The 25,966-nt window shown below is 72.5% G+C and carries 26 protein-coding genes and 1 pseudogene; 13 read left to right on the top strand and 14 right to left on the bottom strand.

What is annotated here, in order from left to right:
* Positions 1-109: 109 nt before the first annotated feature.
* On the top strand, positions 110-1,375 hold the full coding sequence (locus ACFZCP_RS36305; protein ID WP_391436874.1) for a hypothetical protein: 1,266 nt from the start codon (positions 110-112) through the stop codon (positions 1,373-1,375).
* Between the two features lie 61 nt (positions 1,376-1,436).
* Here the strand turns inward: ACFZCP_RS36305 and ACFZCP_RS36300 are convergent, their stop codons facing one another.
* Both ACFZCP_RS36300 and ACFZCP_RS36295 read right to left on the bottom strand, forming a co-directional pair.
* Positions 1,437-3,299: a ricin-type beta-trefoil lectin domain protein gene (locus ACFZCP_RS36300; protein WP_391436871.1), complete on the bottom strand. Its 1,863-nt coding sequence runs from the start codon at positions 3,297-3,299 to the stop codon at positions 1,437-1,439.
* Positions 3,300-3,932: 633 nt separating this feature from the next.
* Positions 3,933-4,901 carry an aldo/keto reductase gene (locus ACFZCP_RS36295; RefSeq protein WP_391436866.1) on the bottom strand — a complete coding sequence of 323 codons (969 nt, stop codon included), beginning with the start codon at positions 4,899-4,901 and terminating at the stop codon, positions 3,933-3,935.
* Positions 4,902-5,160: 259 nt separating this feature from the next.
* Here ACFZCP_RS36295 and ACFZCP_RS36290 point away from each other — a divergent pair, with 259 nt between their 5' ends.
* Positions 5,161-6,024 carry an endo alpha-1,4 polygalactosaminidase gene (locus ACFZCP_RS36290; RefSeq protein WP_391436863.1) on the top strand — a complete coding sequence of 288 codons (864 nt, stop codon included), beginning with the start codon at positions 5,161-5,163 and terminating at the stop codon, positions 6,022-6,024.
* A 7-nt stretch (positions 6,025-6,031) separates the two neighbouring features.
* Here ACFZCP_RS36290 and ACFZCP_RS36285 read toward each other — a convergent pair whose 3' ends face one another.
* Genes ACFZCP_RS36285 through ACFZCP_RS36275 form a run of 3 tightly spaced genes read right to left on the bottom strand, consistent with a single transcriptional unit; the run spans position 6,032 to position 8,056 of the window.
* The gene (locus ACFZCP_RS36285; RefSeq protein ID WP_391436860.1) at positions 6,032-6,565 is read right to left on the bottom strand and encodes a flavoprotein; all 534 of its coding nucleotides are present in this window, start codon (positions 6,563-6,565) and stop codon (positions 6,032-6,034) included.
* Positions 6,566-6,613: 48 nt separating this feature from the next.
* Positions 6,614-6,814, bottom strand: a complete 201-nt coding sequence (locus ACFZCP_RS36280; protein ID WP_391436853.1) for a ferredoxin — start codon at positions 6,812-6,814, stop codon at positions 6,614-6,616.
* Positions 6,815-6,826: 12 nt separating this feature from the next.
* On the bottom strand, positions 6,827-8,056 hold the full coding sequence (locus tag ACFZCP_RS36275) for a cytochrome P450 (protein WP_391436848.1): 1,230 nt from the start codon (positions 8,054-8,056) through the stop codon (positions 6,827-6,829).
* Between the two features lie 295 nt (positions 8,057-8,351).
* Here ACFZCP_RS36275 and ACFZCP_RS36270 point away from each other — a divergent pair, with 295 nt between their 5' ends.
* Both ACFZCP_RS36270 and ACFZCP_RS36265 read left to right on the top strand, forming a co-directional pair.
* Entirely contained in the window at positions 8,352-8,984 is a 633-nt protein-coding gene (locus ACFZCP_RS36270; protein ID WP_362690447.1) for a LysE family transporter, read from the top strand.
* 288 nt (positions 8,985-9,272) lie between these two features.
* Entirely contained in the window at positions 9,273-9,722 is a 450-nt protein-coding gene (locus ACFZCP_RS36265) for a nitroreductase/quinone reductase family protein (RefSeq protein WP_391436839.1), read from the top strand.
* A 79-nt stretch (positions 9,723-9,801) separates the two neighbouring features.
* On the opposite strand, the gene ACFZCP_RS36260 is transcribed toward ACFZCP_RS36265, so the two are convergent.
* The gene (locus ACFZCP_RS36260) at positions 9,802-10,815 is read right to left on the bottom strand and encodes a cation diffusion facilitator family transporter (protein ID WP_391436834.1); all 1,014 of its coding nucleotides are present in this window, start codon (positions 10,813-10,815) and stop codon (positions 9,802-9,804) included.
* 135 nt (positions 10,816-10,950) lie between these two features.
* Here ACFZCP_RS36260 and ACFZCP_RS36255 point away from each other — a divergent pair, with 135 nt between their 5' ends.
* Complete coding sequence (locus ACFZCP_RS36255; protein WP_391436829.1) at positions 10,951-11,253, top strand: DUF4235 domain-containing protein; 303 nt, start codon at positions 10,951-10,953, stop codon at positions 11,251-11,253.
* 50 nt (positions 11,254-11,303) lie between these two features.
* On the opposite strand, the gene ACFZCP_RS36250 is transcribed toward ACFZCP_RS36255, so the two are convergent.
* Positions 11,304-11,768: a pyridoxamine 5'-phosphate oxidase family protein gene (locus tag ACFZCP_RS36250; protein ID WP_391436826.1), complete on the bottom strand. Its 465-nt coding sequence runs from the start codon at positions 11,766-11,768 to the stop codon at positions 11,304-11,306.
* A 65-nt stretch (positions 11,769-11,833) separates the two neighbouring features.
* Complete coding sequence (locus ACFZCP_RS36245; protein ID WP_391436818.1) at positions 11,834-12,553, bottom strand: TetR family transcriptional regulator; 720 nt, start codon at positions 12,551-12,553, stop codon at positions 11,834-11,836.
* Between the two features lie 124 nt (positions 12,554-12,677).
* Here ACFZCP_RS36245 and ACFZCP_RS36240 point away from each other — a divergent pair, with 124 nt between their 5' ends.
* The 5 genes from ACFZCP_RS36240 (at position 12,678) to ACFZCP_RS36220 (ending at position 18,147) form a co-directional block, all read left to right on the top strand.
* Entirely contained in the window at positions 12,678-14,180 is a 1,503-nt protein-coding gene (locus tag ACFZCP_RS36240; protein ID WP_391436815.1) for an amino acid permease, read from the top strand.
* 18 nt (positions 14,181-14,198) lie between these two features.
* Positions 14,199-15,830, top strand: a complete 1,632-nt coding sequence (locus ACFZCP_RS36235; protein WP_362690471.1) for an amidohydrolase — start codon at positions 14,199-14,201, stop codon at positions 15,828-15,830.
* 92 nt (positions 15,831-15,922) lie between these two features.
* Positions 15,923-17,161: a helix-turn-helix domain-containing protein gene (locus ACFZCP_RS36230; RefSeq protein WP_391436810.1), complete on the top strand. Its 1,239-nt coding sequence runs from the start codon at positions 15,923-15,925 to the stop codon at positions 17,159-17,161.
* 63 nt (positions 17,162-17,224) lie between these two features.
* Complete coding sequence (locus ACFZCP_RS36225; RefSeq protein WP_362690658.1) at positions 17,225-17,587, top strand: DUF1304 domain-containing protein; 363 nt, start codon at positions 17,225-17,227, stop codon at positions 17,585-17,587.
* A complete protein-coding gene (locus ACFZCP_RS36220; protein WP_391436807.1) occupies positions 17,584-18,147 on the top strand; it encodes a TetR family transcriptional regulator in 564 nt (187 codons plus the stop codon). The genes ACFZCP_RS36225 and ACFZCP_RS36220 overlap by 4 nt, the downstream gene beginning before the upstream one ends.
* Positions 18,148-18,184: 37 nt before the next feature.
* Here ACFZCP_RS36220 and ACFZCP_RS36215 read toward each other — a convergent pair whose 3' ends face one another.
* Together ACFZCP_RS36215 and ACFZCP_RS36210 are read right to left on the bottom strand one after the other, a co-directional pair.
* Complete coding sequence (locus ACFZCP_RS36215) at positions 18,185-18,517, bottom strand: hypothetical protein (RefSeq protein WP_391436802.1); 333 nt, start codon at positions 18,515-18,517, stop codon at positions 18,185-18,187.
* 45 nt (positions 18,518-18,562) lie between these two features.
* Positions 18,563-19,519 carry a helix-turn-helix domain-containing protein gene (locus ACFZCP_RS36210; RefSeq protein ID WP_391436799.1) on the bottom strand — a complete coding sequence of 319 codons (957 nt, stop codon included), beginning with the start codon at positions 19,517-19,519 and terminating at the stop codon, positions 18,563-18,565.
* Positions 19,520-19,590: 71 nt separating this feature from the next.
* Here ACFZCP_RS36210 and ACFZCP_RS36205 point away from each other — a divergent pair, with 71 nt between their 5' ends.
* Both ACFZCP_RS36205 and ACFZCP_RS36200 read left to right on the top strand, forming a co-directional pair.
* A complete protein-coding gene (locus ACFZCP_RS36205; protein WP_391436793.1) occupies positions 19,591-20,541 on the top strand; it encodes a zinc-binding dehydrogenase in 951 nt (316 codons plus the stop codon).
* A gap of 195 nt (positions 20,542-20,736) precedes the next feature.
* Entirely contained in the window at positions 20,737-21,126 is a 390-nt protein-coding gene (locus ACFZCP_RS36200; RefSeq protein ID WP_391436789.1) for an anti-sigma factor antagonist, read from the top strand.
* Here the strand turns inward: ACFZCP_RS36200 and ACFZCP_RS36195 are convergent.
* Both ACFZCP_RS36195 and ACFZCP_RS36190 read right to left on the bottom strand, forming a co-directional pair.
* Positions 21,119-21,967 (bottom strand): annotated as a pseudogene (locus tag ACFZCP_RS36195) (GTP-binding protein); the annotation flags it as partial. The gene ACFZCP_RS36200 and the pseudogene ACFZCP_RS36195 sit on opposite strands and share 8 nt — an antisense overlap.
* A 5-nt stretch (positions 21,968-21,972) precedes the next feature.
* Positions 21,973-22,926: a ribose-phosphate diphosphokinase gene (locus tag ACFZCP_RS36190; protein ID WP_391436784.1), complete on the bottom strand. Its 954-nt coding sequence runs from the start codon at positions 22,924-22,926 to the stop codon at positions 21,973-21,975.
* A 208-nt stretch (positions 22,927-23,134) separates the two neighbouring features.
* Between ACFZCP_RS36190 and ACFZCP_RS36185 the strand changes: the two genes are divergently transcribed.
* On the top strand, positions 23,135-23,797 hold the full coding sequence (locus ACFZCP_RS36185; RefSeq protein ID WP_391436779.1) for a DUF4230 domain-containing protein: 663 nt from the start codon (positions 23,135-23,137) through the stop codon (positions 23,795-23,797).
* 64 nt (positions 23,798-23,861) lie between these two features.
* On the opposite strand, the gene ACFZCP_RS36180 is transcribed toward ACFZCP_RS36185, so the two are convergent.
* Together ACFZCP_RS36180 and ACFZCP_RS36175 are read right to left on the bottom strand one after the other, a co-directional pair.
* Positions 23,862-25,619 carry a proton-conducting transporter membrane subunit gene (locus tag ACFZCP_RS36180; protein ID WP_391436769.1) on the bottom strand — a complete coding sequence of 586 codons (1,758 nt, stop codon included), beginning with the start codon at positions 25,617-25,619 and terminating at the stop codon, positions 23,862-23,864.
* Positions 25,619-25,966, bottom strand: coding sequence for a sodium:proton antiporter (locus tag ACFZCP_RS36175; RefSeq protein ID WP_362690496.1), 348 nt, complete (start codon positions 25,964-25,966; stop codon positions 25,619-25,621). Before ACFZCP_RS36175 ends, ACFZCP_RS36180 begins: the two co-directional genes overlap by 1 nt.

Raw genomic sequence — 25,966 nt, 5'->3', positions numbered from 1 at the left:
GCGCCACAAGTGTCACAGGACGGCAACACGTCCCGGCAGCCGCGATCTTTCCGCGCCCGGCCCTCATCGAACCCGTCGACCTCACAGCAACAAGGCTCCGCAGCGAGCCATGACGACGGAATCGGGGAAGACGATGAGCGGCATCTCACGCAGGCGTGTGCTGACGGCGGGGGCGGCGGCCGGTGCCCTGGGAGCCCTGTCCGCGTGCTCCTCCGGCACCGGCCTGTCCGTAGGCGCTGACGAGCCGGGGAAGTCCAAGGGCACCGAGCAGGCCCGGCCGGGCAAGCCCATCGGCGACGGCTCCACCTCCGACACCGGCCCCCAGCCGCACCAGCCGAAGCCGGCCCGGCTGAAGCCGGGCCAGAAGCCCCCGCAGTTCGTGGTGTTCTCCTGGGACGGCGCCGGCGAGCTGAGCAACCAGCTGTTCTCCCGGTTCCGCAAGGTCGCGTCCGACCACGGCGCCAAGATGACCTTCTTCCTCAGCGGCATATACACGCTGCCGGAGGCCAAGAAGAGCCTCTACCGCCCGCCGCAGCACCCCGTCGGCGCGTCCGCGATCGGCTACCTCGCCGACCGGCACATCCACGCCACGATCCAGCAGGTGCGGGCCGCCTGGCTGGAGGGGCACGAGATAGGCACCCACTTCAACGGGCACTTCTGCGGAGCGACCGGCGTGCGCAACTGGTCGTCGGCCGAGTGGCGCAGCGAGATCGAGCAGGCCATCGACTTCGTCACGAAGTGGAAGACGAACACCGGCTTCACCGACCTCGACCCGCTGCCCTTCGACTACCGCAAGGAGCTGACCGGCGGCCGCACGCCTTGTCTGGAGGGCCAGACGAACCTGCTGCCCACCGCGGCCGCGCTCGGCTGGAAGTACGACGCCAGCTCCCCCGGCGGACTGCAGATCTGGCCGGGCAAGGTGCAGGGCGGCCGGATCTGGGACTTTCCGCTGCAGTCCATACCGTTCTCCGGTCACTCCTTCCAAGTGCTCTCGATGGACTACAACATGATGTTCAACCAGTCCGGCGGAAACCCTCTGGGCGACAGCTCCAAGTACGACGTCTGGCGCACGCAGGCCCGGGACACCTATCTGGCCGGCTTTCAGCGCGCGTACGAGAGCAACCGCGCCCCCTTCTTCATCGGCAACCACTTCGAGCGCTGGAACGGCGGCATCTACATGGACGCCGTCGAGGAGGCGATAGGCCGGATGGCGGACCACGACGACGTGCGGTTCGTGTCCTTCAAGCAGCTCGTGGCCTGGCTGGAGGCGCAGGACCCGGCGGCTCTGCGCAAGCTGCGCACCCTGGCGCCGGGTCAGACCCCGACGGGCGGCTGGGAGGAGTTCCTGGGAGCGGCGGGCACCACGTCCTCGTAGGCCGCCGCCCGCGCGCGGTCGTCCCCCGTGCGAGTGGGGGCACCGCCGTCCCGGCCGGGGCTCAGCGGCGGCGGCCCCGGGTGCCGCCACCGTAGCCGCCTCCGTCGTACCCGCCGCCGTCCTGGTCGCAGTAGTACGGGTGGTCCGTGCACAAGGCGGAGCCGGTGGAGGCGGTCGGCGCAGGGCTGGACGCCGAGGAGGCGGGCGTCGGGGACGGGGACGGGGACGCCGAGGCCTTGGAGGTGGCCTTCGACGACGGGGACGGCGACGGCAGCGGGGCGGTGCCGCTCTCGCCGCCCCAGCCGACGACCTCCATCTGGAGGTCGGGCTTGGCGGTGTCGACGCTCCAGCGCTGGGCGGTGGTCACCGTGCGGTTCTTGAGGACGAGGGCGCCGGAGCCGTCGGTGGCGGCGGGGGTCAGCGCCAGGTCCTGGTCCGAGCGGGGTACGAGGGCGCCCTGGAGGGTGAAGTCGTAGCGGATGTCTTTGGCGGCCTTCCCGGTGACCGAGCAGGGCGACAGCCGCACCGAGAAGCCGAGGCCGGAGTCCAGGCACAGGTCGGGGGCGGAGGAGGTGCGCATCAGCCCGTCGGTCTCGTACGTCCACTGCTGGCTCGCCGCCGCGGAGCAGGCGGTGAGTTCGGTCTCGGCTCCTTGGACGGCCCTCCCGCCGACGACACCCACGCACAGGCCCGAGGCGAGGTTGTGCAGCCGACCGTGCAGCGCGCCCTGGGACCTGCCGTTCGCCGTGGCCCAGGACGGGCTCCGTGTCGAGGAGCCCTTGCCGGGGGCGGGCGAGGCCGTGTCGCCGGGGGCCGGTGCCCGGTCGTCGTCCGGGCCGAGCACCGACCACAGGACCAGCGGGAGGGCGACGAGGCCGGTGACGGTGACGACGGCCAGGGCGAGGGTGCGACGTCGGGCACGGCGGGCGGCCCGGTGTGCGGAACGGCGTGAGGGGCCGGGCGTGGCGGCGGCGGCCCGGGGAGCGGCCGGAGCCGGCGCGGGCGCGAGGGTGGTGAAGGCCTCGCCGCCCGGGGGTGCAACGGGCGGCGCCGCCGGTGGCGGTGGCGGTGGCGCGGCGGTGGTCTCCTCGCTGGGAGCCGTCCTGGATTCCAGGTAGGCGCGGGCACCCCAGCCGAGGACCCCCTCGGCCAGTGCGAGGCCGAGTCCCCCGTTGAACCGGGCCAGCTGGTCGGCGGTCTGCCGGCAGTGGCGGCAGCCGGCCAGGTGCTGCTGGAGGTCCGGGTCGATGTCGGTGCCGCCGCGCCGGAAGGTCACGTCGAGCATGCGCTGGTAGCGCAGGCACTCGGCCTCGGGAGCGAGTTCGCGATGGGCCTGGAGGCACTCCTCGCGCAGCCGTTCCCGCGCCCGGCGCAGTTCGATGCGGGTGTCCTCCTGGTCCATACCCAGCAGCGCGGCGAAGAGGGCGAGGGGCTCGGCCTCGACCTCCGCGTGCCACAGCACGGCCCGGGAGGACTGGGGCAGCCGCTGGAACGCGCGGGACAGCAGCCGCCGGCCGGAGGGCGGCAGCATGCGGGCCGACGCGCGCTCGCCGGTGGCGGCGTCCGGGCGCAGGGCGGGGTGGAGCTGCTCCTGGCGGCCGTCGCCGTCCCACTCGGCCGCGATCCGGCGGATGGTGACCAGCAGGTGCGGCCGCCATGCCGCGGACGGGCCCGCCTGCCGGAGCGACTCGCCGAACAGCCGGGTGAAGGCGGCCGTGGTGAGCATGCCGGCGGCGTGGGGCCCGTCGGTGCACAGCCGGGCGTAGGCGAAGGCCGCTTCCCAGTGCCGGTCGAGGAGTTCACCGACCGGATGGAGCGCGGGCGTCGTTCCCGTCCACTTCTTCAGTTCGGCACTCAGTTGCGCGTCCGAGACATCGAACCGGGGTGCGGTGGGGTGGGAATCCGACGAGCCTGCGTCATGCACGGCTGTATTTCCTCCAGACACAACACGAGAATTAGTCCATACCAAGAGGTACGGGCCGGGATTCGGCACCTCGAACGTCCGCCTGGGCAGCCCTTTTGAAGCGTGAGGGGCGTACGGGAGTGACCTGACACATGCAGCAGAAATGTAATTGTCTGCACGCCGACAGCGCACACTTTTGCACAGGCGGGCGGGAAGGAACAAGAGAACTTCCACTATCGAACATTGCCCGCGACCGCCAGCCTTTTTGACTTCCTGTCAATGAAAGCCTTTGGCCGTGCATTACCGGCGTTCATCCGTCCGATATGCACCCGGCGGGACTCCGAAGGAGGCCGGAAGACCCGGCTGAAGCGGGAGGGGCCCGGGAATCCGGACGCCACCGCCAGCCGCTCCACGGTCAGGCCGGGCAAGCGGTGTGAAGGACGCGCGGCACGCGGGGGTGCGGGCTGCGGGGTGCACGGTGTGAAGGGCGCGCGGCACACGGGGTGCGGGGTGCGGGGTGCGGGGTGCGGGGTGCGGGGTGCGGGGTGCGGGGTGCGGGCGGAGTGTGCGGCGCGGGCCGGCGGGCACCGGCGAGCATCCGCCCGCCGGTCCGTGCGGCACGGAGTTCGCGCCGCACGGGCCCGCGGGGAGCCGTCAGTGGCCGCTGATGGCGTGCGGGGTGTACGGCTGCTCCAGCTGCTCGATCTCCTGCTCGCTCAGCAGGAGATCCACCGCCGCCACCGCGTCCCGGAGGTGGTGCGGCGCGGCCGCCCCGACGATCGGCGCGGCCACCGTGTCCCGGTGGAGCAGCCAGGCGAGGGCGACCTGGGCTCGCGGGACACCGCGCTCGCCGGCGATGCGGGTGACGGCCTCGACGACGGAGCGGTCGCTCTCCTGGTAGAGGCGGCCGCCGAAGTCGTCGTTCGCGCTGCGCTCGGTGACCGTGCCCCAGTCGCGGGTGAGCCGGCCGCGGGCGAGCGGGCTCCACGGCAGCGTGCTCACGCCCTGGTCGGCGCAGAGCGGCAGCATCTCGCGCTCCTCCTCGCGGTAGAGCAGGTTGTAGTGGTTCTGCATGGAGACGAACTTGGTCCAGCCGTGCCGCTCGGCCGTGTACTGGGCCTTGGAGAACTCCCAGGCGTACATCGAACTCGCCCCGATGTAGCGCACCTTGCCCGCCTTGACGAGGTCGTGCAGCGCCTCCATCGTCTCCTCGACCGGTGTGCTGTGGTCGTAGCGGTGGATCTGGTAGAGGTCCACGTAGTCGGTGCCGAGGCGGCGCAGGCTGTGGTCGATCTCGGACAGGACGGCCTTGCGGGAGAGCCCCGCCCCGTTCGGGCCGGGCCGCATCCGGCCGTTCACCTTGGTGGCGAGCACGATCTCGTCGCGGTCGGCGAAGTCGCGCAGGGCCTTGCCGACGATCTCCTCGCTCGTGCCGTCGGAGTAGACGTTGGCGGTGTCGAAGAAGTTGATGCCCGCTTCCAGCGCCTGCCTGATGAGCGGGCGCGACGCCTCCTCGTCGAGCGTCCACTCGTGCCGTCCGCGGTCGGGCAGGCCGTAGGTCATGCAGCCCAGACAGATCCGCGACACGTCCAGGCCCGTCGAACCGAGCTTCACGTACTGCATCGTTGCTGCTCCTGCCTTCAGGGGCGGTGGTCATGGTGGAGCGTACGGGGTGCTCCGGCGCCGACTTGACTGCGGCGAGGGCGGACGATTGGATCCTGAACGTGCCGAGCCGCACGGCGGGGCACCCAGAGGTGCGCCCAGCCGGTGTCGGAGACACGCTCCCAGCCCGGCCCCAGTCGCCAGGACGGCCTCGCCGGTCCGAGGCGGGGCCGTACCCGCGATCGATGGAACGAACGTGCCCACCAAGGGTGATTCCCGCATGTCAGGTCCCGGGGCGCGCATCGGTGCGCTGCTGCTCGCCCTGTCCGTCGTCCTGCCCGCGCTGACGGGCTGCGATTCCGGCGGCTCCGGCGGCTCCGGCGGCTCCGGCGGCTCCGGCGGCTCCGGCGACAAGGCGTCCTCGAAGCCGGCCGCGGTCCGACTGCCGCCGCGCCACGCCGGGTTCGACTACCAGATCGGCGGCGCCTACCGCCCGGCCGCAGGGGTCCGGATCGTCAGCCGCGACCGGTCCGACTCCCCGGCGCCCGGGCTCTACAACATCTGCTACGTCAACGCCTTCCAGGCCCAGCCCGAGGAGCGCTCCTCCTGGCCGGCCGACCTGCTGCTGCGGGACGGCGACGGCAAGGTCGTCATCGACGAGGACTGGAACGAACCGCTGCTCGACCTGCGCACACCGGCCAAGCGCGAGCGCGTGGCGCAGCGCGTCGACCGGTGGATCGACGGCTGCGCGAAGAAGGGCTTCGACGCCGTCGAGCCCGACAACTACGACAGCTACACCCGTTCCCGGCACCTGCTCACCGCCGCCGACGCGACCGCCTTCATGCGCCTGATCTCCCGGCACGCGCACGCCCGGCACCTGGCGATCGGGCAGAAGAACACCGCCGAGCTGGCCGGGCAGCGCAAGGCGGCCGGGCTGGACTTCGCGGTCACCGAGGAGTGCGGGCAGTACGACGAGTGCGAGGTGTACGCCAAGGCGTTCGACGACCGGGTGGTGGACATCGAGTACACCGACAGCGGTCTGCGCAAGGCGCTGACGCGCTGGGGCGCGCGGCTGAGCATCGTCCGCCGGGACGTGGACGTCTCCACGCCGGGCAGCACGCACTACGTCCGCAAGGTGCGCTGACGCGCGCTCAGGGCGCCTCCAGCAGCTCCAGGGCGCGCTCCCAGCCGAACTCGGGCGACCGCCCGTCCGCATCGGGCAGCCCCGAGTACGGCTCGCCGAAGCGGACGCCCATGGCACGCAGCCGGATCAGGCTGTCCTGGTAGGCGGGGTGGGCGGCCAGCGCGTCGGCCACGCAGGGCAGCACGGCGACGGGCACGCCCAGTCCGGCGGCCTCGCACAGCGTGCCCACGGCGAGGGTGTCGGCCAGTCCGGCGGCCCACTTGTTGACGGTGTTGAACGTGGCGGGTGCCACCACGACCGCGTCCGGCGGCGGGAACGGACGCGGGTCGGCCGGGGACCGCCAGGCCGACCGCAGGGGGCGGCCGGTACGGGCCTCGACGGCGGCGGTGTCGAAGAACCCGTTCATCGCGACCGGGGTGGCGATCACACCGACCTCCCAGTCGCGCTCCTGGGCGGCGTCGATCAGCCTGGGGACTCCGGCGGCGACCCCGGCCGCGCAGACGACGACGTAGAGGAAGGGCTTCCCGGCGTGTTCGCTCATCCGGGCACCCTACTGACGCGGCCGGGCGGCCGGGCCAGGGGGCGGGCGTCAGCCCTGTGCCTGCGTCACCGTGATCGCGCCCACCGGGCAGGCGCGGGCCGCCTCACGGACCATCGGGTCGCCCGCCCCGTCCTCATGGCCCGGGATCAGCGTGCTGAAGCCGTCGTCGTCCTGGGTGAACACGCGCGGCGCGGTGAGCGCGCACTGGCCCGCGCCGATACAGGTGTCCTTGTCGATCTCGATGTGCATGACCACAGCCTCTTACCAGGTCACGGGGAGTTCCAGCATCCCCTGGATCGTGTCGCCGGGCTTGAAGGGGATCTCCTCGGGGGGTGCGGCCAGGCGCAGGCCGGGCAGGCGCTCGATCAGGGCACCGAGGGCGATCTCCAGTTCCGCACGGGCCAGGTTCTGGCCCAGGCACTGGTGGATGCCGAAGCCGAACGCCACGTGGTGGCGGGCGGAGCGGTGGAAATCCAGGCTGTCGGGGTCGTCGTAGCGGGAGGCGTCGCGGTTGATGACCGAGGTCGCGAAGAGCACGCCCTCGCCGGCCCGGATCGTGGTCCCGTCGACCTCGATGTCCTCCCGGGCCACCCGCAGCAGGCCGTCCGCGATGGACAGCATCCTCATCAGCTCCTCGACCGCGGCGGGCAGCAGGGCCGGGTCGGCGCGCAGCTCGGCCAGCCGGTCGGGGTGCTGGAGGAGTGTGTAGGTGCCGAGCGAGATCATGTTGGCGGTCGTCTCGTGGCCGGCGACCAGCAGGATGAGGGTCAGCGAGACCAGGTCGGCCCGCTCCAGTTCGCCCTCGCGGAACTGGTGGTGGACGAGGTCGTCCAGGATCCCGTCGCCGGGCCCGGCCTGCCCGGCCTTGCGGTCGATCAGATCACCGAGGTACGTCTCCAGCCGGTCGCGCGCTCTCTGGCTGTCGGCGGCCAGCGGGCCGCGCAGCAGCCTGCGGGACTGCTCCTCGAAGAAGGCGTGGTCGGCGTACGGCACGCCGAGCAGACCGCAGATCACCATGGAGGGGACGGGCAGGGCGAAGGCGGAGACCAGCTCGGCGGGCGGTCCCTGCTCGATCATCGCGTCCAGCAGATCGTCGACGATCCGCCGGATCGTGGGCCGCAGTTCGGTGGCGCGCCGGACGGTGAACGACGGGACCATCATCCGCCGCTGGGTCTGGTGCAGGGGGTTGTCGACGCCGAGCAGGGCGACGCGGCGGTCGCGGACGCCCGCGAAGCGGGCGGTGGGCACCGGGAAGCCCGAGCGGGTCCGGTCGCTGGACAGGCGGGGGTCGGCGAGCAGCGCGCGGGCGGCGGTGTGCCCTGTGACCAGCCAGACCTCACGGCCGTCGAAGAGGGTGGCGCGGGCCAGCGCTCGCCCCTCGCGCAGCGGGGCGTAACCGGTGGGCGGGTGGTAGGGGCAGGTGCGGTCCTGGGGAAAGGCGACGGGTTCGGCCGAAGTCGCCGGGCCGTTGATGTCCGTCAGTTCCGTCATGGAAAGACCTCGCAGACGAAAGAAGTGCGTCGTGCCGATCTTCATTAGATGCCCCGAGCATCTAATAAAGAGGCAACAAGTTCGGCCAGATCGGTGATCTGCACGATCTGGCCGAAGATCGTGGTCGGCGGGGGCGGGAACGCGCCGAAATCCGGTTGCCCGCGCACGGGCGGTGACCCCAGGATCTGCCCATGCTGCGTACCACCACCATTCTGCCGCCGACCTCCTCCGCTGTCCTTCCGGTACGGGGGCAGCAGCAGCCCGGCCGTCGTCGCAGGCCCGACCCCGTACGCCCGTGACGGCCGCGCTGCTGGCCGGCCTCCTCGCCGGCTACGGCATCGCCGTGCCCGTCGGCGCGGTCGGGACCTATCTGGTCTCCCTCACCGCCCGCACCTCGCTGCGCACCGGCGCCTGCGCCGCGCTCGGCGTCGCCTCGGCGGACGGCCTGTACGCGCTCCTCGCCGCGGCGGGCGGCTCCGCCCTGGCGGGGACGCTGCGGCCCGCGCTGGGCCCGCTGCGCTGGGTCTCGGCGCTGGTCCTCGCGTCACTCGCGGTGCGGGGGGCGCTGCTCGCCCTGCGCCAGTTCCGCGCCCAGCGGCTCAGCACCCGGCCCGAGCGGCCGGATCCCGGCGCCGGCCGCGCGTATCTCGGCCTTCTCGGTATCACCCTGCTCAACCCCGTCACCGTGGTGTACTTCGCGGCCCTGGTCCTCGGAGCGAGCACCCCCGAGGCGGTGCGGCCGCTGGACCAGGCCGCCTTCGTGGTGGCGGCCTTCGCCGCGTCCGCGAGCTGGCAGCTGCTGCTCGCCGGCGGCGGCGCGCTGCTCGGCCGGGCCCTGACGGGCCATCGCGGGCGGCTGGCGACCGCGCTGCTCTCCAGCGCGGTGATGCTGGTGCTCGCGGTGCGGATGACCGTGTCGGCCGGCTGACCAGCCGTGAGTCACGGGGCACGGGGCACCGGTCACGGGGCACCGGTCACGGGGCACCGGTCACGGGTCACGGGTCACGGGTCACGGGTCACGGGCAAACGTTCACAAGTCACGGGCAAAGGTTCACGAGCAAAGATTCACGGTTACGGCTCACGGGGCTCGGGGCACGGTTCACGTCGAGCCAATCACCCGTGCGGGCGAAGAAATCCGCGGTACGGATGATCCGGGCGGCCGCCGGTGTTCCAGGTGGTCACGTAGACCGTTGGACCGACGAAGGGGACGGATCCCATGCCACTTGATGGCGAGTACGAGCCCAGCCCGACGCAATGGGTGCGCGAGCAGGTCGAGCTGTACGAGGGCTCGGGCGGGACGAAGGGTACGACGCTGCTGGACACCGGAATGCCGGTGATCATCCTGACCACCCTGGGCGTCCGGAGCGGGAAGATCCGCAAGACGCCGCTGATGCGGGTGGAACACGGCGGGCGGTACGCCGTGGTCGCCTCGCAGGGCGGTGCGCCCAAGCATCCGGTCTGGTACTTCAACATCAAGTCCGAGCCGCATGTGGAACTGCAGGACGGGCCGGTCAAGCAGGACATGAGGGCCCGTGAGGTCACCGGTGCGGAGAAGGACGAGTGGTGGGAGCGGGCGGTGGCCGCCTATCCGCCCTACGCCGACTACCAGAAGAAGACCTCCCGGCAGATCCCGGTCTTCGTCCTGGAGCCCGTCGCCGAGAGCTGATTCCGGCCCGGGAGCGACTCTTTTTGGATAAATCTGTGTCCGCCACGCATGAACCGGTTTCCGGGCGGGCACTCGTGCGTCAGGCCCCGCCGCGTTCCCCCGTCGCGGCGGGGCTCTGCCGTGCCTCCCCCGCCGGCCGGTCGGTCACGTCGAGAAAGACCGGGTCGGCGACGGGAAACGTACAGGCCAGCGACCGTTTGATGCGTACGGCGACCTCCTCGACCCGCTCGCTGTCGAGGCCCGGCACCAGGTCGACCCGGGCCGCCACCATGGTCGTGTCGAGGCCCGTCTTCATGGTGAACAGCGCCTCCACGCTGTCGATCTCCGGCTGGGCCCGCAGCAACTCCCGGATCCTGCCGTTCAGCTCCGGGTCGGCGGCCTCACCGATGAGCTGGTCGCGGGCGTCCCGTCCCAGCCGGTAGGCGACACAGACCAGGAGCCCGCCGATCGCCAGCGAGGCGGACGCCTCCCAGGCGACCTGTCCGGTCACCAGGTGCAGGCCCATCCCGGCGAGGGCGACGGTGACACCGAGCACCGCCGTGCCGTCCTCGGCGATCACCGTGCGCAGAGCCGGGTCGCGCACCCCGGCAAGCCCCCCGCCCTGGCGGCGCGCCTGGTTCAGGGCCCTGGCCAGCGAGGCGCCCTCGGCGACCAGCGCCACACCCAGCACGGTCAGGCCCGCCACATAGCCGCTGAACTTCTCCTCGGTGCCGTCACGCAAGGCCTCGACGCCCTGGAAGAAGGAGAAGCAGCCGCCCATCACGAAGATGCCGACGGCCGCGAGGAGGGACCAGAAGAACCGCTCCTTGCCGTAGCCGAACGGGTGCCGCCGGTCCGCGGGTCGGCGGCTGCGGCGCAGCGCGGCCAGCAGGAAGACCTCGTTGAAGCTGTCCGCGACCGAGTGCGCGGCCTCCGACAGCAGCGCGGGCGAGCCCGCGAACACTCCGCCGACGGCCTTGGCGACGGCGATCACCACATTGGCGGCGAGCGCCACGAGGACCGTGACCCGGGTGCGCCGGTCCGCCGTGGTCGGCTTCTGTCGCAAGGGTGTCCCACTCACGTAGGGCCGACTGCCCCGGCTCGTGCGGCTCACACCGCGCCACCGGCAGGACCTCGCCGGCGCCCGGCCGTCCGGGGACCGGGCGGTGCCCGTCCGGTGTCTCGAGCGAACGGGTGGCGCGGCTCGGGCGTCCCGCATGAGGGGCCCGGGGCGAGGAAGGAGTGCTGCATGTCGAAGCACAAGAAGATGAAACTGCCCCTCGTCTACCAGCCGCTGGGGTTCGTGCTCAGCTGGGTGGGCGGGGCACTGGCGGGGCTGGCCTTCCGCACGGCGTGGACGGCACTGCGGCACGAAGAGGACGCGCCCGACGCGCTGGACCCGGAGCGAAGCTGGGGCGAGATCCTGCTCGCGGCGGCGGTCCAGGGCGCGATCTTCGCGGTGGTGCACAGTGCGGTCGACCGCACCGGCGCCAAGGCCATCGCCCGTTCGACGGGCGCGTGGCCGGTCGCCGGCCGGAACACCCGGGACTGAGCCGGGGCCGCGCGGTCCCGGCCGGCGTTCCCGGGCTCCGTGCGGCCCGCTCAGTCGGCGAGCAGCCATGCCCCCTCGCGCATCAGCTCCCGCCCGCGCAGCTCGTTCTCCTCGCGCCAGGCCTGGATGCGCTGCGGAAGGACCCTGAAGTACAGGTAGCGGGTGGCGAGTCGGCGCGGGTCGAAGCCGGTCTTGCCGGCGAAGACCTCGGCGTCCTCCTCGGGCAGGTCCTCGGGGGTCACGGCCCGGACCGTGCCCTCGATCATCACGACGTCCCTGGTCGGTCCGAGGCCCAGCCGTGCCGTGCCCGTGGCCGAGAGGTTGCGGCCGGTGGGGCTCTCGGCCGGGGTCGCGATCAGCAGCGTGGCGCCGTCCCAGACGAACGACAGGGGGACGAGGTAGGGCGCGGCGCCGTCCTCGCCCGCGCTGGCGACCCAGACGTCGACGTCGTGCTCCAGGCGGTGGAGGGTGTCCTTCTTGCGCTGCTCGGGCGTGCGGGCGGGCGGCGGGGTCATGGGCGTACGGCCTCCTCGGGACGGACTGTGTTCCTACGACGTACGGACGGCGTCCAGTGTGACCGTCAGACCTCCGTCCCGGCACGGAGCTGATCAAGGCGTGTCTGCGCCGCTGTCAGGAGCAGGTCCAGGGCGGCCGGGTAGGAACTGGTCCGCATGGAGGCCACGAGATGACGGGCCGTGGCCGCGATGTGCGGGTGGGTGCCGGCGGGCAGGCGGCCGTAGGTGTCCCGCCACACCTCGGCCTCGGCCTCACGGGCGGGCCTGGGCAGGGCGGTGCCGGCGGAGTCCAGGGCGCCGAAGGCCAGGGCCTGGTCGACGAAGGCGTGGTAGATCCGCACCGCCTCCGGGCCCGGGAAGCCGGCCCGGCGCAGCACCCCGAGGATCTTCTCGACCGCCTGGATCTCGTGGGTGCGGCCGGTGACGCGGTGGGCGCTGAGCATCGCGGCCCGGGGGTGGGCGAGGGCGTCCGCGTGCATGCGCAGGCCCAGCTCACGCAGGTCGGCGCGCCAGTCGCCGGTGGGCCGCCAACTGCGCTGGGTACGCCCGATCAGCTCGTCGGCGATGGCCAGCATGAGGTCGTCGGTGTGCCGGAAGTACCGGTACAGGGAGCTGGGATCGGCTCCGAGGGCCCGGCCGAGGCGGCGCACGGAGAGGGCGTCCGCGCCGTGCTCCTCGATGAGCCGGAGCGCGGTCTCGACGATCAGCTCCTCGGAGAGCACGACGCCCTGTTTGGTGGGGCGCCTGCGCCGCCGTTCGGCGGGCGGGACGACGCGTTCGCTCATGGAAGTCCTCCCCGGGGTGTGCCCGGCACCTTATGACAACACCGTTGACCTGTGAAGTACACGGGCGGTTTCATCTGCGGTCACCGGGGCCGACCGGGCCCTGCGGTGCGAGCGGAGAGCCGGCATGAGCGAGACCCCCTTCGGTGTGGATCCCCCCGCGCAGCCCGAGCTGCGCAAGACCCTGGGCGTGCTGGACGGCGTCGCCGTCGCCGCGTCCAGCACCGCCGCGACCACCAGCATCGGCATCGGCCTCGGTGTGACGGCCGGCGTGGTCGGCCTGCATCTGCCGGCCATCATGCTGCTGGCGTTCCTGCCGATCCTCGGCATCGCCGGCTCCTACTCCCGGCTGAACCTGGTGGAGCCGAACGCGGGCAACGGCTATGTGTGGGTGGGCCGTTCGCTCAGCCCGTGGCTCGGCTTCATGGTGGGCTGGGTGAACTTCGTGGCGAGCGTGGCGTTCCTCGCGTACACCACGGCGGTCACCGGATCCGCGATGCTGCAACTGGCCGGGGACGCGGGCCTGCACCGGATCGGCTCGCTCGCCCTGGATCCGGGCTCGACCGCGCAGACCACGGCGGTGGGCATTTTCGTGCTCCTCGGGGTGACCCTCACCGCCGTGACCGGCGTCCGCACTGCGGCCCGCCTGCAGAGCTGGCTGCTGGTCTTCGAGTACGCCGTGCTGCTGGGCTTTTGCGGATTCGGCATCGTGGCCGGCCCGCACCCGTTCCGACTGTCCTGGTTCAACCCGTTCGAGATCCCCTCGGCGACCGCGCTGGCGCAGGGGATGCTGCTGTCGGTGTTCTGCTACTGGGGCTTCGACGCCGCGTTCACCGTCAACGAGGAGGTGCGCGACCCCCGGGACGCCTCCAAGGCCGGGACGATCACCCTGGTGACCATGCTCGGGCTGTTCCTGCTCGGCTCGGTCGCCTTCCAGCGGGTGCTGTCCGAGGGCGAGCTGGCCGGGCACGGGGCCGAGGGGCTGGCGTACTTCGGGGACCGGCTGGCCGCCCAGCCGCTGGCCGCGCTGCCCCTGGTGGCGCTGATGTTCTCGGCCGTGGCCTCCCTCCAGGCCGGGGTCATCCCGACGGCCCGGGGCATGTTCGCGATGAGCCGGGACCGCACCCTCGGGCCGGTGTGGTCCAGGGTCAGCTCCCGGTACGGGACACCGGCGGCCGGAACACTGCTGGTCGGAGCCCTGGCCACGGCGGTCGCGGTCCTCGCCCTGGTGATCCCACGGCTGGCGGACATGATCAATGCGACGGTGAACGCCGTCGGCATCGTCGTCGCCCTGTCGTACGCGCTGACCGCGCTCGCGGCAGCCGTCCGCTTCCGTGCGCTGCTGCGACAGGACTGGCGGCAGGGGGTGCGGGCGGTGGTGCTGCCCGCGCTGAGCGCCCTGGGTCTGCTGTGCCTCGGCGGCTACCTCGGCTGGTCCTTCTACGACTCCGCCGACCACTTCGAGGTCAGCGCCGACAACGGCTGGTTCCTGCTGCTCATGCCGGTGGCGATGATCGTGTCCGGCTTCGTGGTGGCGGCGTGGGCCAAGTGGGTGCGCAAATCACCGTACTTCCGTACCGGAGAAGGCACCGACGCCGACTCCCGCCAGCTTCTGACCACCTCCAACTGACCTTCCAGGAAAGGCATCATGCACGCTGATCTGCTCTTCACCGGCGGCCCCGTCCTCACTCCCGGGGGCCGTACGGCGACCGCCGTGGCCGTCACCGGCGACCGCATCACCGCCGTCGGGCACGGCGAACTGCGCGAACTGGCCGGGCCGCGCACGGAGGTGGTCGACCTCGCCGGGCGGCTGCTGCTGCCGGGCTTCCAGGACGCGCACGTCCATCCGGTGCCCGCCGGACTCGAACTGACCCAGTGCGACCTGTCCGGGACCACGACCGCCGAGGACACCGTGGCCGCCGTGCGCGCCTACGCCGAGGCCCATCCCGAGCGGGAGTGGATCGTCGGCGGCGGCTGGTCGATGGAGGCCTTCGAGGGCGGTACGCCGACCAAGGAGCTGCTGGACGCGGTCGTCCCGGACCGGCCGGTCTACCTGCCCAACCGGGACCACCACGGCGCCTGGGTCAACAGCCGCGCCCTGGAGCTGGCGGGCGTGGACCGCGACACCCCGGACCCGGCCGACGGGCGCATCGAGCGGGACGCCTCCGGCGCGCCGAGCGGCACCCTGCAGGAGGGTGCGATGCAGCTGGTGGGCCGGCTCACGCCGCCGGCCGGCGCGGCCGACCGGCTGGCCGCGCTGCTGCACGCCCAGCGGCATCTGCACGCGCTCGGCATCACCGCCTGGCAGGACGCGCTGATCGGCGACTTCCTCGGCATGGACGATCCGGCCGCGGCCTATCTGACGGCGGCCCGGGACGGCTCGCTGACGGCGCGCGTGACCGGCGCGCTGTGGTGGGACCGGGAGCGCGGGGCCGAGCAGATCCCCGAACTCGTCGAGAAGCGGGCCGCGTCGAGCCACGGGCGGTTTCGCGCGGGCACCGTGAAGATGATGCTGGACGGGGTCGCCGAGAACCACACGGCCGCGCTGCTCGACCCGTATCTGGACCGGTGCGGCTGCGCCACCGCCAACCGGGGCAAGAGCTTCATCGACCCGGGCCGGCTTCCCGCGTACGTGACCGAGCTGGACGCGCTCGGCTTCCAGTGCCACTTCCACGCGCTGGGCGACCGGGCCGTACGGGACGCGCTGGACGCCGTGGAGGCGGCCCGCGCGGCGAACGGGCCGAGCGACACCCGGCCGCACCTGGCGCATCTGCAGGTGGTGCACCCGGACGACGTGCCGCGCTTCGCCCGGCTCGGTGCCACCGCCAACATCCAGCCGCTGTGGGCCGCGCACGAGCCGCAGATGGACGAGCTGACGATTCCGTTCCTCGGTCCCGAACGGGCCGCGTGGCAGTACCCGTTCGGTGCGCTGCTGCGCTCCGGGGCGCGCCTCGCGGCGGGCAGCGACTGGCCGGTGAGCAGCCCCGATCCGCTCCAGGGCATCCATGTCGCGGTCAACCGCGTCGAACCGGGCGGCGACCGTCCCGTGTTCCTGCCGGACGAGCGGCTGAGTCTGGCGGACGCCCTGACCGCGTACACGGCCGGATCGGCGTACGTGAACCATCTGGACGACACCGGCCGGGTGGCCGCCGGGGCGCTGGCCGACCTGGTGGTGCTGGACCGCGATCCGTTCGCCGCTCCCGCGGAGGCGATCGCCCGGACGGGGGTCGCGCTGACCTATGTGGGCGGCGAGCGGGTGTACGCGGCCGCCGACGCCTGAGCCGTTCGTTGTGGGCGGTGCACAAGCGCCGCCCCGACAACTGTCGCCGGGTGATGAGCCCGCATGGGTTACTCGCGGGTATCGTCACCGGCGTGCCGAAGAGAGCCGCAGCGGTGGGCAGGGACACGGGCGGCCCGTACAAGGCGTTGCCCCCGGGTCTGCCCGATCGCCTCAGACCCTATGTCCCCGAGATCACCGAGGAGGTCTTCCGTGCGATCCGGACCGGGATCCCGGAGTACGCGCGCCCGATGGACGAGACGTACATGCAGGCCGTGCACCGGGGCGTGGACCACGCGCTGCGCGGGCTGCTGGAGCGGATGGCCCAGCCGGACACCGACTGGGAGCCGGTGCAGGCGACGTACGAGCGCATAGGCCGCGGGGAGGCCGAGGAGGGGCGCAGCCTCGACTCGTTCCAGTCGGCGCTGCGGCTCGGCGCCCGGGTCACCTGGCGCCGGGTCAACGCGCTGGTGGACGAGGGGCTGCTGCCGCGTCATGTGCTGGGCGCCTTCGGCGAGGTGCTGTTCCTGCACCTGGACGAGATGGCTGCCGCGGCGACCGCGGCCTACACCGAGGCCCGGCTGCACGCGGCCGGCGAACTCCAGCAGCGGCGGGCCCGGTTGGCGGACCTGCTGACCGCCGATCCCCCGGCCTCCGCCGAGGCGATCAGCGATCTGGCGCATGCCGCGCGCTGGACGGTGCCGCGGGCCCTCGCCGTGGTGGCCGTGGACCCGGGGCCCGGGTCGGGGCCGATCGTGCCGCCGGAGTTCCTCACCCGGTTCGACGTCCAGCCCGCGCTGCTGGTGGTGCCCGATCCGGAGGGTCCGGGCCGGGCCCGGGCGGTGGCCGGGGCGCTGCAGGGACTGCGCGCGGCGATGGGGCCGACCGTGGCGCTGGACGACGGGGCCCGGTCGCTGCGCTGGGCGACGGAGACGCTGGACCTCGTGCGGCGGGGCGTTCTGTCCGGCACGGACGCGGCCGGCGCCGTGGTGCGCTGCCAGGACCACCTGCCCACGCTGTTGCTGATGCGTGACGACGCGCTGCTGGACGCGATGGCCGAGCGCCGGCTGCGCCCGCTGGAGCAGGTGCGTCCGCCGCAGCGGGAGCGGCTGGCGGAGACGCTGCTGAGCTGGCTGCGCTCCGGCCGTGGTGTCGCGGAGGTGGCAGGGCGTCTCGGGGTGCACCCGCAGACGGTCCGGTACCGGATGCGGCAGCTGGACGAGCTGTTCGGCGACCTGCTGCACGATCCGGCGGCCCGCTTCGAGATGCAGCTGGCGTTACGGGCCCGGCAGCTGCGCAGGGGTGCGCCGGCCCGGGAGGACACCCCGGGGTGACTTCCTGGACAGGTGTCCGGCTATCCTGGGCACCTGTCCAAGAAGGGGAGGGGTCCGCAGATCATGGAGATCGTGGCGAACGTCCTGGTCGGTCTGGTGGCCGTCCTGCATGCGTACATCCTGGTGCTGGAGATGTTCCTGTGGCAGAAGAAGCCGGGCCGGGGGCTGCACGGGTTCGACCCGGAGATGGCCCGCGCCACCGCCCCGCTGGCCGCCAACCAGGGCCTGTACAACGGCTTCCTGGCGGCCGGCCTGCTGTGGGGGCTGGTCGCGGCCGACCCGACCGGGTTCCGGGTGCAGGTGTTCTTCCTGTCGTGTGTCGTGGTGGCGGGCGTGTTCGGCGGCCTCACGGCCAACCGGCGGATCCTGTTCGCCCAGGCGCTGCCGGGTGCGCTCGCCCTGGCAGCCGTCCTCGCCACGTCATGACCCGGGCGCCGCAGGAGGACCCGCGGGCCGCCCGCACCCGCGCCCGGCTGCGGGCGGCCCTGCTCGACGAGTGCGCCGAGCATCCCCTGGAGGAGGTGGGCGTGGCCGCGCTGGTGCGCCGGGCCGGGGTGGGCCGGGCCACGTTCTACGTGCACTACGACGGCCTTGAGGCGCTGGCGGTCGACGCGTGCGCGGACGTCGTGGGCCAGGCGGTGGACGCGCTGCATGCCTGGCGGGGGCGGCCCGATCCGGTCAACGCCCCGCCCGCCCTGCGGGAGTTCTTCGCGGGCCTCGCCCCGCACGCGCCCCTGTACCGGTCGCTGCTCGCGCCCGGCGGGGGCGGGCCGCTGGGGCGGGTGCTGCACCGGGATCTGCGGGCCCGCAGCCTGGCCGAGCGCGAGCTGGCGGGCGCGGCGGACGCCCCGCTGGTCGCCTCGGCGGTGGCGGCGACCTTCGCGGGGATCCTCGCGGACTGGCTGCACGGCCTGCTGGACGCCTCCCCGCAGGGCATGGCGGACCAGGTGTGGCAGCTGCTGGTCGCGCTGCACCGGAGCCGGTGACGGCTCGTCAGTCGCAGTCGGCGCCGGTGACGGCTCGTCAGTCGCAGTCGGCGCCGGTGAACGGTCGCCAGTCGCAGCCGGCGCGGCGCTTCGCCCGCGGCCGGGCCTCCGCCGTGCCCGAGGTACGGACGTGGGCGGTGGCCTGGTCGTCGGTGACCCACAGGTGCACGACGCGGTACCGGAACCCGGTGTCGTGGGCGCCCCCGGGCACGGTCACGTCCTTGCGGTACGGCGCCGGCAGCAGACCGTCCCGGCCGAGGACGCCCTCGGGGTCACCCCCGCGCCGTCGCCGCACCCCGCTGTCGTCGCGGCCACCCGTACCGCCGGCGCCGCCGGTCCTTCGCGCATGCCCGCCCCTGTTCCTCGCCAAGGCCTAGGCCCCTTGGACGCCGGGGCGGGCCGAGACGTTCGAGGGTCAGGGGGTCTGCTGGAACGTCCTGCGGTACGCCTGCGGGGACACCCCGATCGACGCGTGCAGGTGCTGGCGCAGCGAGGCGCCGGTGGCGAAGCCGACCTCGGCGGCGATGCGGTCCACCGGCAGGTCGCTGGACTCCAGCAGGTGCCGGGCGCGGGCGACGCGCTGCTGGATGAGCCAGCGACCGGGGCTGAGTCCGACCTCGTCGCTGAAGCGGCGGGCGAAGGTGCGCAGGCTCATCCGGGCGTGCCCGGCGAGATCGGAGAGGGCGAGCGGCTCGTCCAGGCGCTCCATGGCCCAGGCGCGGGTGGCGGCGGTGCTCGCGGCGCCGCTCTCCGGCACCGGCTGCTCGATGTACTGCGCCTGGCCGCCGTCCCGGAACGGGGGCACGACGCAGCGGCGGGCTACGGCGTTGGCCAGCTCGCTGCCGTGGTCGGTGCGGACGATGTGCAGGCAGATGTCGACACCCGAGGCGGCTCCGGCCGAGGTGAGGATCCGGCCGTCGTCCACGAAGAGCACGTCGGGATCGAGGTCGACGTGCGGGTAGCGGCGGCGGAAGAGGTCGGCCACCTGCCAGTGGGTGGTGGCCCGGCGGCCGTCGAGGAGGCCGGCCTCGGCGAGGACGAAGGCGGCGGTGCATATGGACACGATCCGTGCGTCCGGGCGGATGCGGGCGAGGGCCGCGGCGACCTCGTCGGGCAGGTCGGCGGGGATGTGCGAGGGCGGCATGGAGGTGACGATCACGGTGCCGGCGCTCTCCAGGATCTCGGGGCCGTACTGGACGCTGACGCTGAAATCGGCGTCGGTGCGCACCGGACCGCCGTCGACGGTACAGGTCAGCACCTCGTAGTGGCCGTCGGCCGCGCCGAAGATGCGGCTGGGGATGCCCAGCTCGAAGGGGTAGGCGCCGTCGAGGGCCAGGACGGCCACGCGCTCGGGACTCGTTGTGCCACGCATGGCATGATTCTATCGAAGGTTGGCAATCATGCCATTTCCCGGGCGGGCGGCTCCCGGCAGGCTGGTTGACCATGAGCAATGTGAACACGATGCGTGTCATCAGCCAGGACGTCCTCGGCGGTCCCGAGGTCCTGAAGGAAGTACACACCAAGCGGCCGAAGCCGGGTCCCAACCAGGTCCTGGTCCGGGTGCGGGCCGCCGGGCTCAACCCCACCGACTGGAAGCACCGGGCCTTCGGCATGTTCCTGGGCGAACCGCCGTTCGTCCTGGGCTGGGACGTCTCCGGCGAGGTGGCCGAGACAGGGATCGGCGTGGCCGCCTTCCGGCCCGGCGACGAGGTCTTCGGCATGCTGCCCTACCCGTACGGCCACGGCTCGCACGCCGAGTACGTGATCGCCCCGGTCCGCGCCCTGACGCACAAGCCGGCCTCGATCGACCACGTCCAGGCAGGCGCGCTGCCGCTGGTGTCCCTGACCGCCTGGCAGGCACTGACCGAGCACGCCGACGTGCAGCCGGGGCAGCGGGTCCTGATCCACGCGGCGGCCGGCGGGGTCGGACACGTGGCCGTGCAGATCGCCAAGGCGCGCGGCGCGTACGTCATCGGGACGGCGAGCGCGGGCAAGCACGACTTCCTGCGGGAGATCGGCGTGGACGAGGCGATCGACTACCGGTCCACCGACTTCACCGAGGCGGTGCGGGACGTCGACGTCGTTCTGGACACGGTCGGCGGGGAGACGGCCGTGCGGTCGCTGCGCGTGCTGCGGCCGGGCGGGGTCGTGGTGTCGATCCTGCCGGACGGTTCCCGGGAGTTCTACGAGGAGGCCGAGCGACTGGGCGTACGGGCGGTGCAGATGCTGGTGGACGCCGACCGGACCGGGATCGAGGCGATCGCGGAGCTGGCCGGCTCGGGCAGGCTGCGCGCCACGATCGCGGGGACCTTCCCGCTGGTGGATGCCGCCAAGGCGCACGAGCTGGGCGACACCGGGCGGACGACGGGCAAGCTGGTCCTGCTGGCCGACTGAGCCCCGGCCCTGAGGGTGAGCACGGGCTCGGTCGTCCGGCCCGTGCTCACCTGCGGCACCACCTGGACAACAGGGCAGCACGCGCGAAAACTCGAAGACATATGTCAATCGAACATGCTCAAATTCCGTCCATCGAGGGTAACTTGACCGTCGGGAGACGGATTTCCGGGCGCGCGCGTGGGAGGTGGTGCCGTCGTGCAGCAGGAGACCCCGCCGTTCACCCGGCATCTGCGCATACACCAGGACCGCGGACACACGGTGCTGGAGTTCCGCGGCGAGATCGACATCGCGGCGGCGACGGAGATCGCGCCCGCCCTGGACCGGGCCACCGGCCGGCCCGGCGTGCGGATCGTGATCGACCTGCGGGCCGTCGAGTTCTTCGACTGCTCGGGACTGCGGCTGCTGTACCGGGCCCGCAGCCGGGTGCTGGAGCAGGGCGGGCGACTGCACCTGGTGTGCACCCACCCGCTGACGCTGCGCGTCTTCCGGGTCACCGGACTGTCCCGGCTGCTGCCGCCGCAGCCGTCGCTGGACGCGGCCCTGGGGCAGCCCGAGGCCGCGTCCGGCCGGCCGTCGGCTACCTGAGGATCCTGGTGACCTGACCGGCGCCCACGGTCCGCCCGCCCTCGCGGACGGCGAACTTCAGGCCCTCCTCCATGGCGATCGGCTGGATCAGCTGGACGTGCATGGTGGTGTCGTCGCCCGGCATCACCATCTCGGTGCCGCTGGGCAGGGTCACGACGCCGGTCACGTCCGTGGTGCGGAAGCAGAACTGGGGGCGGTAGTTGCCGAAGAACGGGGTGTGCCGGCCGCCCTCGTCCCTGGAGAGGATGTACGCGCGCGCCTCGAACTCCGTGTCCGGGGTGACCGATCCGGACTTGATCACGACCTGCCCGCGCTCGACGTCCTCGCGCTTGCCCCCGCGCAGCAGCAGACCGACGTCCTTCCCCGCGCGGCCCTCGTCGAGCAGCTTGCGGAACATCTCGATGCCGGTGACCGTGGTCCGGGTCTTCCTCTCGTGGATGCCGATGATCTCGGCCTCGCTGTTGACCCTGAGGGTGCCGCGCTCGACCGGCCGGTGACGACCGTGCCCCGGCCGGTGATGGTGAACACGTCCTCGACGGGGGATCTCCTCGTCGTCCACCATGTCCGTCTTGTTGAGCGCGACGACGATGTAGGGCACGCCCACCTGGCGGGCCAGCAGCACGTGTTCCTTGGTCTGCGGCATCGGCCCGTCGGTGCCCGCCACGACGAGGATGGCCCCGTCCATCTGCGCGGCGCCCGTGATCATGTTCTTGATGTAGTCGGTGTGGCCGGGGCAGTCGACGTGCGCGTAGTGCCGGTGCTCGGTCTGGTACTCGACGTGGGCGATCGAGATGGTGATGCCGCGCTGGCGCTCGTCGGGCGCCTTGTCGATCTGGTCGAACCTGTCTAGGCGCTTGCCGGTTCATCGAACAGGGCGCTCACGGACTCACCGTTGTGAATGCGTCGCACGGCCTCGGCGAGGGCCGGCGCGATGGACAGGACACGCAGCTTGTCGGTGTGTTCGTCCAGGGGCACCGGAACGGTGTTGGTGCACACGATCTCCAGCACGTCGGGCTGCTCGCTCAGCCGCTTGAGCGCCCCGGCCGCGAACAGGCCGTGCGTGCACGCCACCCGGATCGAGCGCGGCCCCGACTCCCGGAGCCTGTCCAGGAGTTCCAGCACCGTGCTGCCCTTGGCGATCTCGTCGTCCAGCACGATCACGTCGCGGTCGGTGACGTCGCCGATCACGGAGCTGATGCTCACCCGGTCGTCCGCGAACCGCTGCTTGGCGCCGGCCGCCACCTGCGCGCCGATCAGCCGTGCGAAGGCGGCGGCCTCCTTGGCGTTGCCGAGGTCCGGTGAGACGACCGTGGTGCGCGACAGGTCGTGGTGGCGGAAGTGCGCGGCAAGTTCGCGCAGGGCGTGCAGATGGTCGACCGGCACCGAGAAGAAACCGTGGACCTGCGGTGCGTGCAGGGTCATGGCGAGGACCCGGCTCGTGCCCGCCGCCACCAGCAGGTCGGCGACCAGCCGGCCGCCGAGCGAGATACGGGGCGCGTCCTTCTTGTCGGAGCGGGCGTAGGAGTAGTGCGGCATGACGACGGTGATCCGGGCGGCGGAGGCACCGCGGGCCGCGTCGCACATCAGCAGCAGCTCCACCAGATGCTCCTGCACCGGCCTGACCAGCGGCTGGATCAGGAAGACGTCCCGTTCCCGGCAGTTGGCCTGAAGCTGCACCTCCAGACAGTCGTTGGCGAACCGGCTGACCCGGGTGGGGCTGAGCGGCACACCGAGGTGGGCGCAGACCTCCTCGGCCAGTCCGAGATGGGCACTGCCACTGAAGACGGCGATGTCTCGCACGATCCGCTCCTCGCATGATCGGCACGGGCTGCGCCGGTCATGCTACTGGCCGTGCCCCCTCACCAGGGCAGCGGTGCGCCCTCGCGGGAGAGGAATCCACCGGTCGGCGTCGTCCACCGCGCGTACGTCATGGGTGCCATTCGGCCAACGCACCGGTCTGCTCCGGCGTTTGACGGGAATCCGGAATGCAGGAAGGAGGACCGTCGACATGACGACTTCCGTCACGCACCCGCCCCGGCGCATGCCCGGCTGGGCCAAGGTGGTCACGGCGTTCGTACTGGTGCTCGCGGTGCTGTTCGCGGGTATCCGGCTCGCCGTGCTCCCCGGCATCAAGGATCTGTTCGGCACCGAGTCGCACGACCGTTCGGGCCCCGCCCTTCTGAAGTCCGTCCAGGACATGAGCCGCTACGACGCCGCCTCCGGCGCCTTCCAGGTCGTCGTGGACCTGGAGAAGGACGCCAAGTACCTGCCCGCCGCGATCCGCGGCACCCGCACCCTGTACGTCGGCGCGGGCACCGTGGACGCCTACGTCGACCTCGGCCGGGTCGGCGAGAAGGACGTGTCGGTCGACGCCGACCGGACCTCCGCCACGCTCCGGCTGCCGCACGCGCGTCTCGGCAGGCCGGCGCTCGACGCCGACCACTCCTACGCCGTCTCCAAGCAGCGCGGCCTGCTGGACCGGCTCGGCGACCTGTTCTCGGACAACCCCAACGGCGAGCAGGCGGTGCAGAAGCTTGCCGTGCGGCACATCGGCGACGCGGCCAGAAGCAGCGGACTGACCGCGCGCGCCGAGGCGAACACCACCGGCATGCTCCAGGGCCTGCTGCACTCCCTCGGCTTCAAGGAGGTACACGTCACGTACGGCACCTGATCCTGCGCCCCTCGGCTTGACGGAGGGCGCATGTCACGTACGGGACCTGGTCCGCGCCCGGCCGTCAGCCGCCCGGCACCCCCGGCAGGACCAGCGCCCCGAGCACGGTCGCGCCGACCAGCAGCCAGGCCACGTAGTCCCCGACGTGCCCGGACTGCAGGCGCCGCAGGGGTGATGCCCAGCCGGGGGCCGTGACCATGTGCGGGCGGGTCACGGCCAGGGCTGCCAGGGCGACGGCGAGCAGCACGGACAGCAGGCCCAGCAGGACGCCGTGCGGTGTCCAGTGCACGGACACCTGGGCGCCGCCCGATCCGGCCTCGTTGACGGCGCGGGCCACCAGGGCGCCGAAGCCGGGGACCACACCCATGGCGAGGGCGGCGGCGAGCAGCACGGCGGGCACCGCGGTCATGGAGTCCGGGATGCGGCCGAGGATGCGGCCGGTCTCGGGCTGTTCGTCGGAGCCGCTGGTCTCGAAGTCGGCGTCCTCGGGCCGCGGCCCGAGACCGAGGAACACCCGGGCGGTGACCCTCAGTACGGCACCCGCCGTGATCGCCGAGGTAAGCACGTAGACCACGGTGAGCGGGCCACCGACCGCCTCCTCCGCCGACGCCTTGCCGAGCGCCGTCCCGAACGGCGGCAGACCGGCTAGTGCCAGGCCGCCCACGGCGAACATCACCGCGAATCCGCGCAGGGCGCCGGCCCTGCCGTACAGGGCGTGCTCGTCGACGCTGCCGAACCGGTCGAGGAGGGCTCCCGTGCAGGCGAACAGCGCGGCCTTCACGCAGGCGTGTCCGAGGAGGTAGAGGGCCACCCCGTCGTCGGCCTCGGGGGCGAGCACACCGATGCCGATCAGGAACAGACCGGTGTGGGCGACGGTGGAGTACGCCAGGAGCCGTTTGATGTGGCGCTGGTACCAGCACATGACGGCGCCGGTCGCGGCGCTGAGCGTGCCGAGTACCACCAGGGCCCGGGTCAGGCCGGCGGCGGGGATCCCGCCCGGTCCGGAGAAGACGGTGGTGTACACGCGCCAGACGCCGTAGGAGCCGAGTTCGACCATGACGCCGGACATCAGCATGCACACCGGGGTGGGGGCGACGGCATGCGCGTCCGGAAGCCAGAAGTGGAAGGGCACCGCGGCCGCCTTCACCAGCAGCCCGGTCAGGACCAGCACGAATCCGGCGAGGACGAGGGCGTCCGGCCCGCCGTGTGCGTCCAGGCCCCGGCCGATCTTCGTCATGGTCAGCTCACCGGTGCGGGCGTACAGCAGACCGATGCCCATCAGCATCGCGTACGCGCCCAGGGAGTTGACGACACCGAAGGTCAGCGCGCCCTGCACGGCCTTGGCCTCGTCGATCCGGTAGCCGGTCAGCGCGTAGGCGACGACGCTCATCAGCTCGAAGAAGACGAACGCGTTGAACAGGTCGCCCGCGAGGGCGAAGCCGCACATGGCGCCCTGGAAGACCAGCATCAGCGCGGGGAACGAACCGGCGTGTCCGCTCGGCGGCTCCTCGAAGTAGCGCCAGGAGTAGACGAGCGCCGACAGGGTCAGCCACGACACCAGCGCGGCCGTACCGAGCGCCGCCCCGTCCCCGACGAGCACGACGCCGACGCTCTCGCCGTCGACGGGCCGCCACCCGCCGACCCACTCGACCAGCGGCGGCGAGGAGCCCGCCAGCAGGATCAGCGCGAGGGCCGCCGTGCCGGCACAGACCGCGCAGGCGGTGGTCTCGGCGGCGAACCGGGGCAGGCGGCGGCCCGCGGCCACCAGCACGGCGGCCCCGAGCAGCGGCATCACGACGAGCAGCGGAAGCAGGTGGTGCATCAGCCGCGCAGCTCTTTCAGCTCGTCGGGGTCGACCGTGCCGTGCCGTTTGGCGATCTGCAGGACGAGCGCGAGCAGCAGCGCGGTGACCGTGGCACCGACGACGACGTCGGTGAGGGTGAGCGCCTGGACGACCGGGTCCACGACGGGCCGGGATCCGGGCCCGATGTCGGAGAAGACCGGTGCCGTCCCCCCGTCCCGGTAGCCGACGGCCAGCAGCAGGATGTACGTGGCCGACTGGCACACGGCCAGGCAGCCCACTGCGTGGATCAGGTTGCGGCTGGTGGCCAGGCCGTAGCAGCCGGTCAGGAAGACGTAGGCGGCGACCAGGTAGGGAAAGACGTGCAT

The sequence above is a fragment of the Streptomyces sp. NPDC007971 genome (assembly GCF_042958635.1).
Lineage (GTDB): Bacteria > Actinomycetota > Actinomycetes > Streptomycetales > Streptomycetaceae > Streptomyces.
This window is presented reverse-complemented; position numbering and strand designations above follow the sequence as displayed.

Excerpts from the sequence above, each read along its gene's own strand:
- ACFZCP_RS36305 (WP_391436874.1), top strand. The coding sequence starts at position 110 with ATGACGACGGAATCGGGGAAGACGATGAGCGGCATCTCACGCAGGCGT.
- ACFZCP_RS36295 (WP_391436866.1), bottom strand. The coding sequence starts at position 4,901 with ATGCAGTACGTGAAGCTCGGTTCGACGGGCCTGGACGTGTCGCGGATC.
- ACFZCP_RS36290 (WP_391436863.1), top strand. The coding sequence starts at position 5,161 with ATGTCAGGTCCCGGGGCGCGCATCGGTGCGCTGCTGCTCGCCCTGTCC.
- ACFZCP_RS36285 (WP_391436860.1), bottom strand. The coding sequence starts at position 6,565 with ATGAGCGAACACGCCGGGAAGCCCTTCCTCTACGTCGTCGTCTGCGCG.
- ACFZCP_RS36280 (WP_391436853.1), bottom strand. The coding sequence starts at position 6,814 with ATGCACATCGAGATCGACAAGGACACCTGTATCGGCGCGGGCCAGTGC.
- ACFZCP_RS36275 (WP_391436848.1), bottom strand. The coding sequence starts at position 8,056 with ATGACGGAACTGACGGACATCAACGGCCCGGCGACTTCGGCCGAACCC.
- ACFZCP_RS36265 (WP_391436839.1), top strand. The coding sequence starts at position 9,273 with ATGCCACTTGATGGCGAGTACGAGCCCAGCCCGACGCAATGGGTGCGC.
- ACFZCP_RS36255 (WP_391436829.1), top strand. The coding sequence starts at position 10,951 with ATGTCGAAGCACAAGAAGATGAAACTGCCCCTCGTCTACCAGCCGCTG.
- ACFZCP_RS36250 (WP_391436826.1), bottom strand. The coding sequence starts at position 11,768 with ATGACCCCGCCGCCCGCCCGCACGCCCGAGCAGCGCAAGAAGGACACC.
- ACFZCP_RS36245 (WP_391436818.1), bottom strand. The coding sequence starts at position 12,553 with ATGAGCGAACGCGTCGTCCCGCCCGCCGAACGGCGGCGCAGGCGCCCC.
- ACFZCP_RS36240 (WP_391436815.1), top strand. The coding sequence starts at position 12,678 with ATGAGCGAGACCCCCTTCGGTGTGGATCCCCCCGCGCAGCCCGAGCTG.
- ACFZCP_RS36235 (WP_362690471.1), top strand. The coding sequence starts at position 14,199 with ATGCACGCTGATCTGCTCTTCACCGGCGGCCCCGTCCTCACTCCCGGG.
- ACFZCP_RS36225 (WP_362690658.1), top strand. The coding sequence starts at position 17,225 with ATGGAGATCGTGGCGAACGTCCTGGTCGGTCTGGTGGCCGTCCTGCAT.
- ACFZCP_RS36220 (WP_391436807.1), top strand. The coding sequence starts at position 17,584 with ATGACCCGGGCGCCGCAGGAGGACCCGCGGGCCGCCCGCACCCGCGCC.
- ACFZCP_RS36210 (WP_391436799.1), bottom strand. The coding sequence starts at position 19,519 with ATGCGTGGCACAACGAGTCCCGAGCGCGTGGCCGTCCTGGCCCTCGAC.
- ACFZCP_RS36205 (WP_391436793.1), top strand. The coding sequence starts at position 19,591 with ATGAGCAATGTGAACACGATGCGTGTCATCAGCCAGGACGTCCTCGGC.
- ACFZCP_RS36185 (WP_391436779.1), top strand. The coding sequence starts at position 23,135 with ATGACGACTTCCGTCACGCACCCGCCCCGGCGCATGCCCGGCTGGGCC.
- ACFZCP_RS36180 (WP_391436769.1), bottom strand. The coding sequence starts at position 25,619 with ATGCACCACCTGCTTCCGCTGCTCGTCGTGATGCCGCTGCTCGGGGCC.
- ACFZCP_RS36175 (WP_362690496.1), bottom strand. The coding sequence starts at position 25,966 with ATGCACGTCTTTCCCTACCTGGTCGCCGCCTACGTCTTCCTGACCGGC.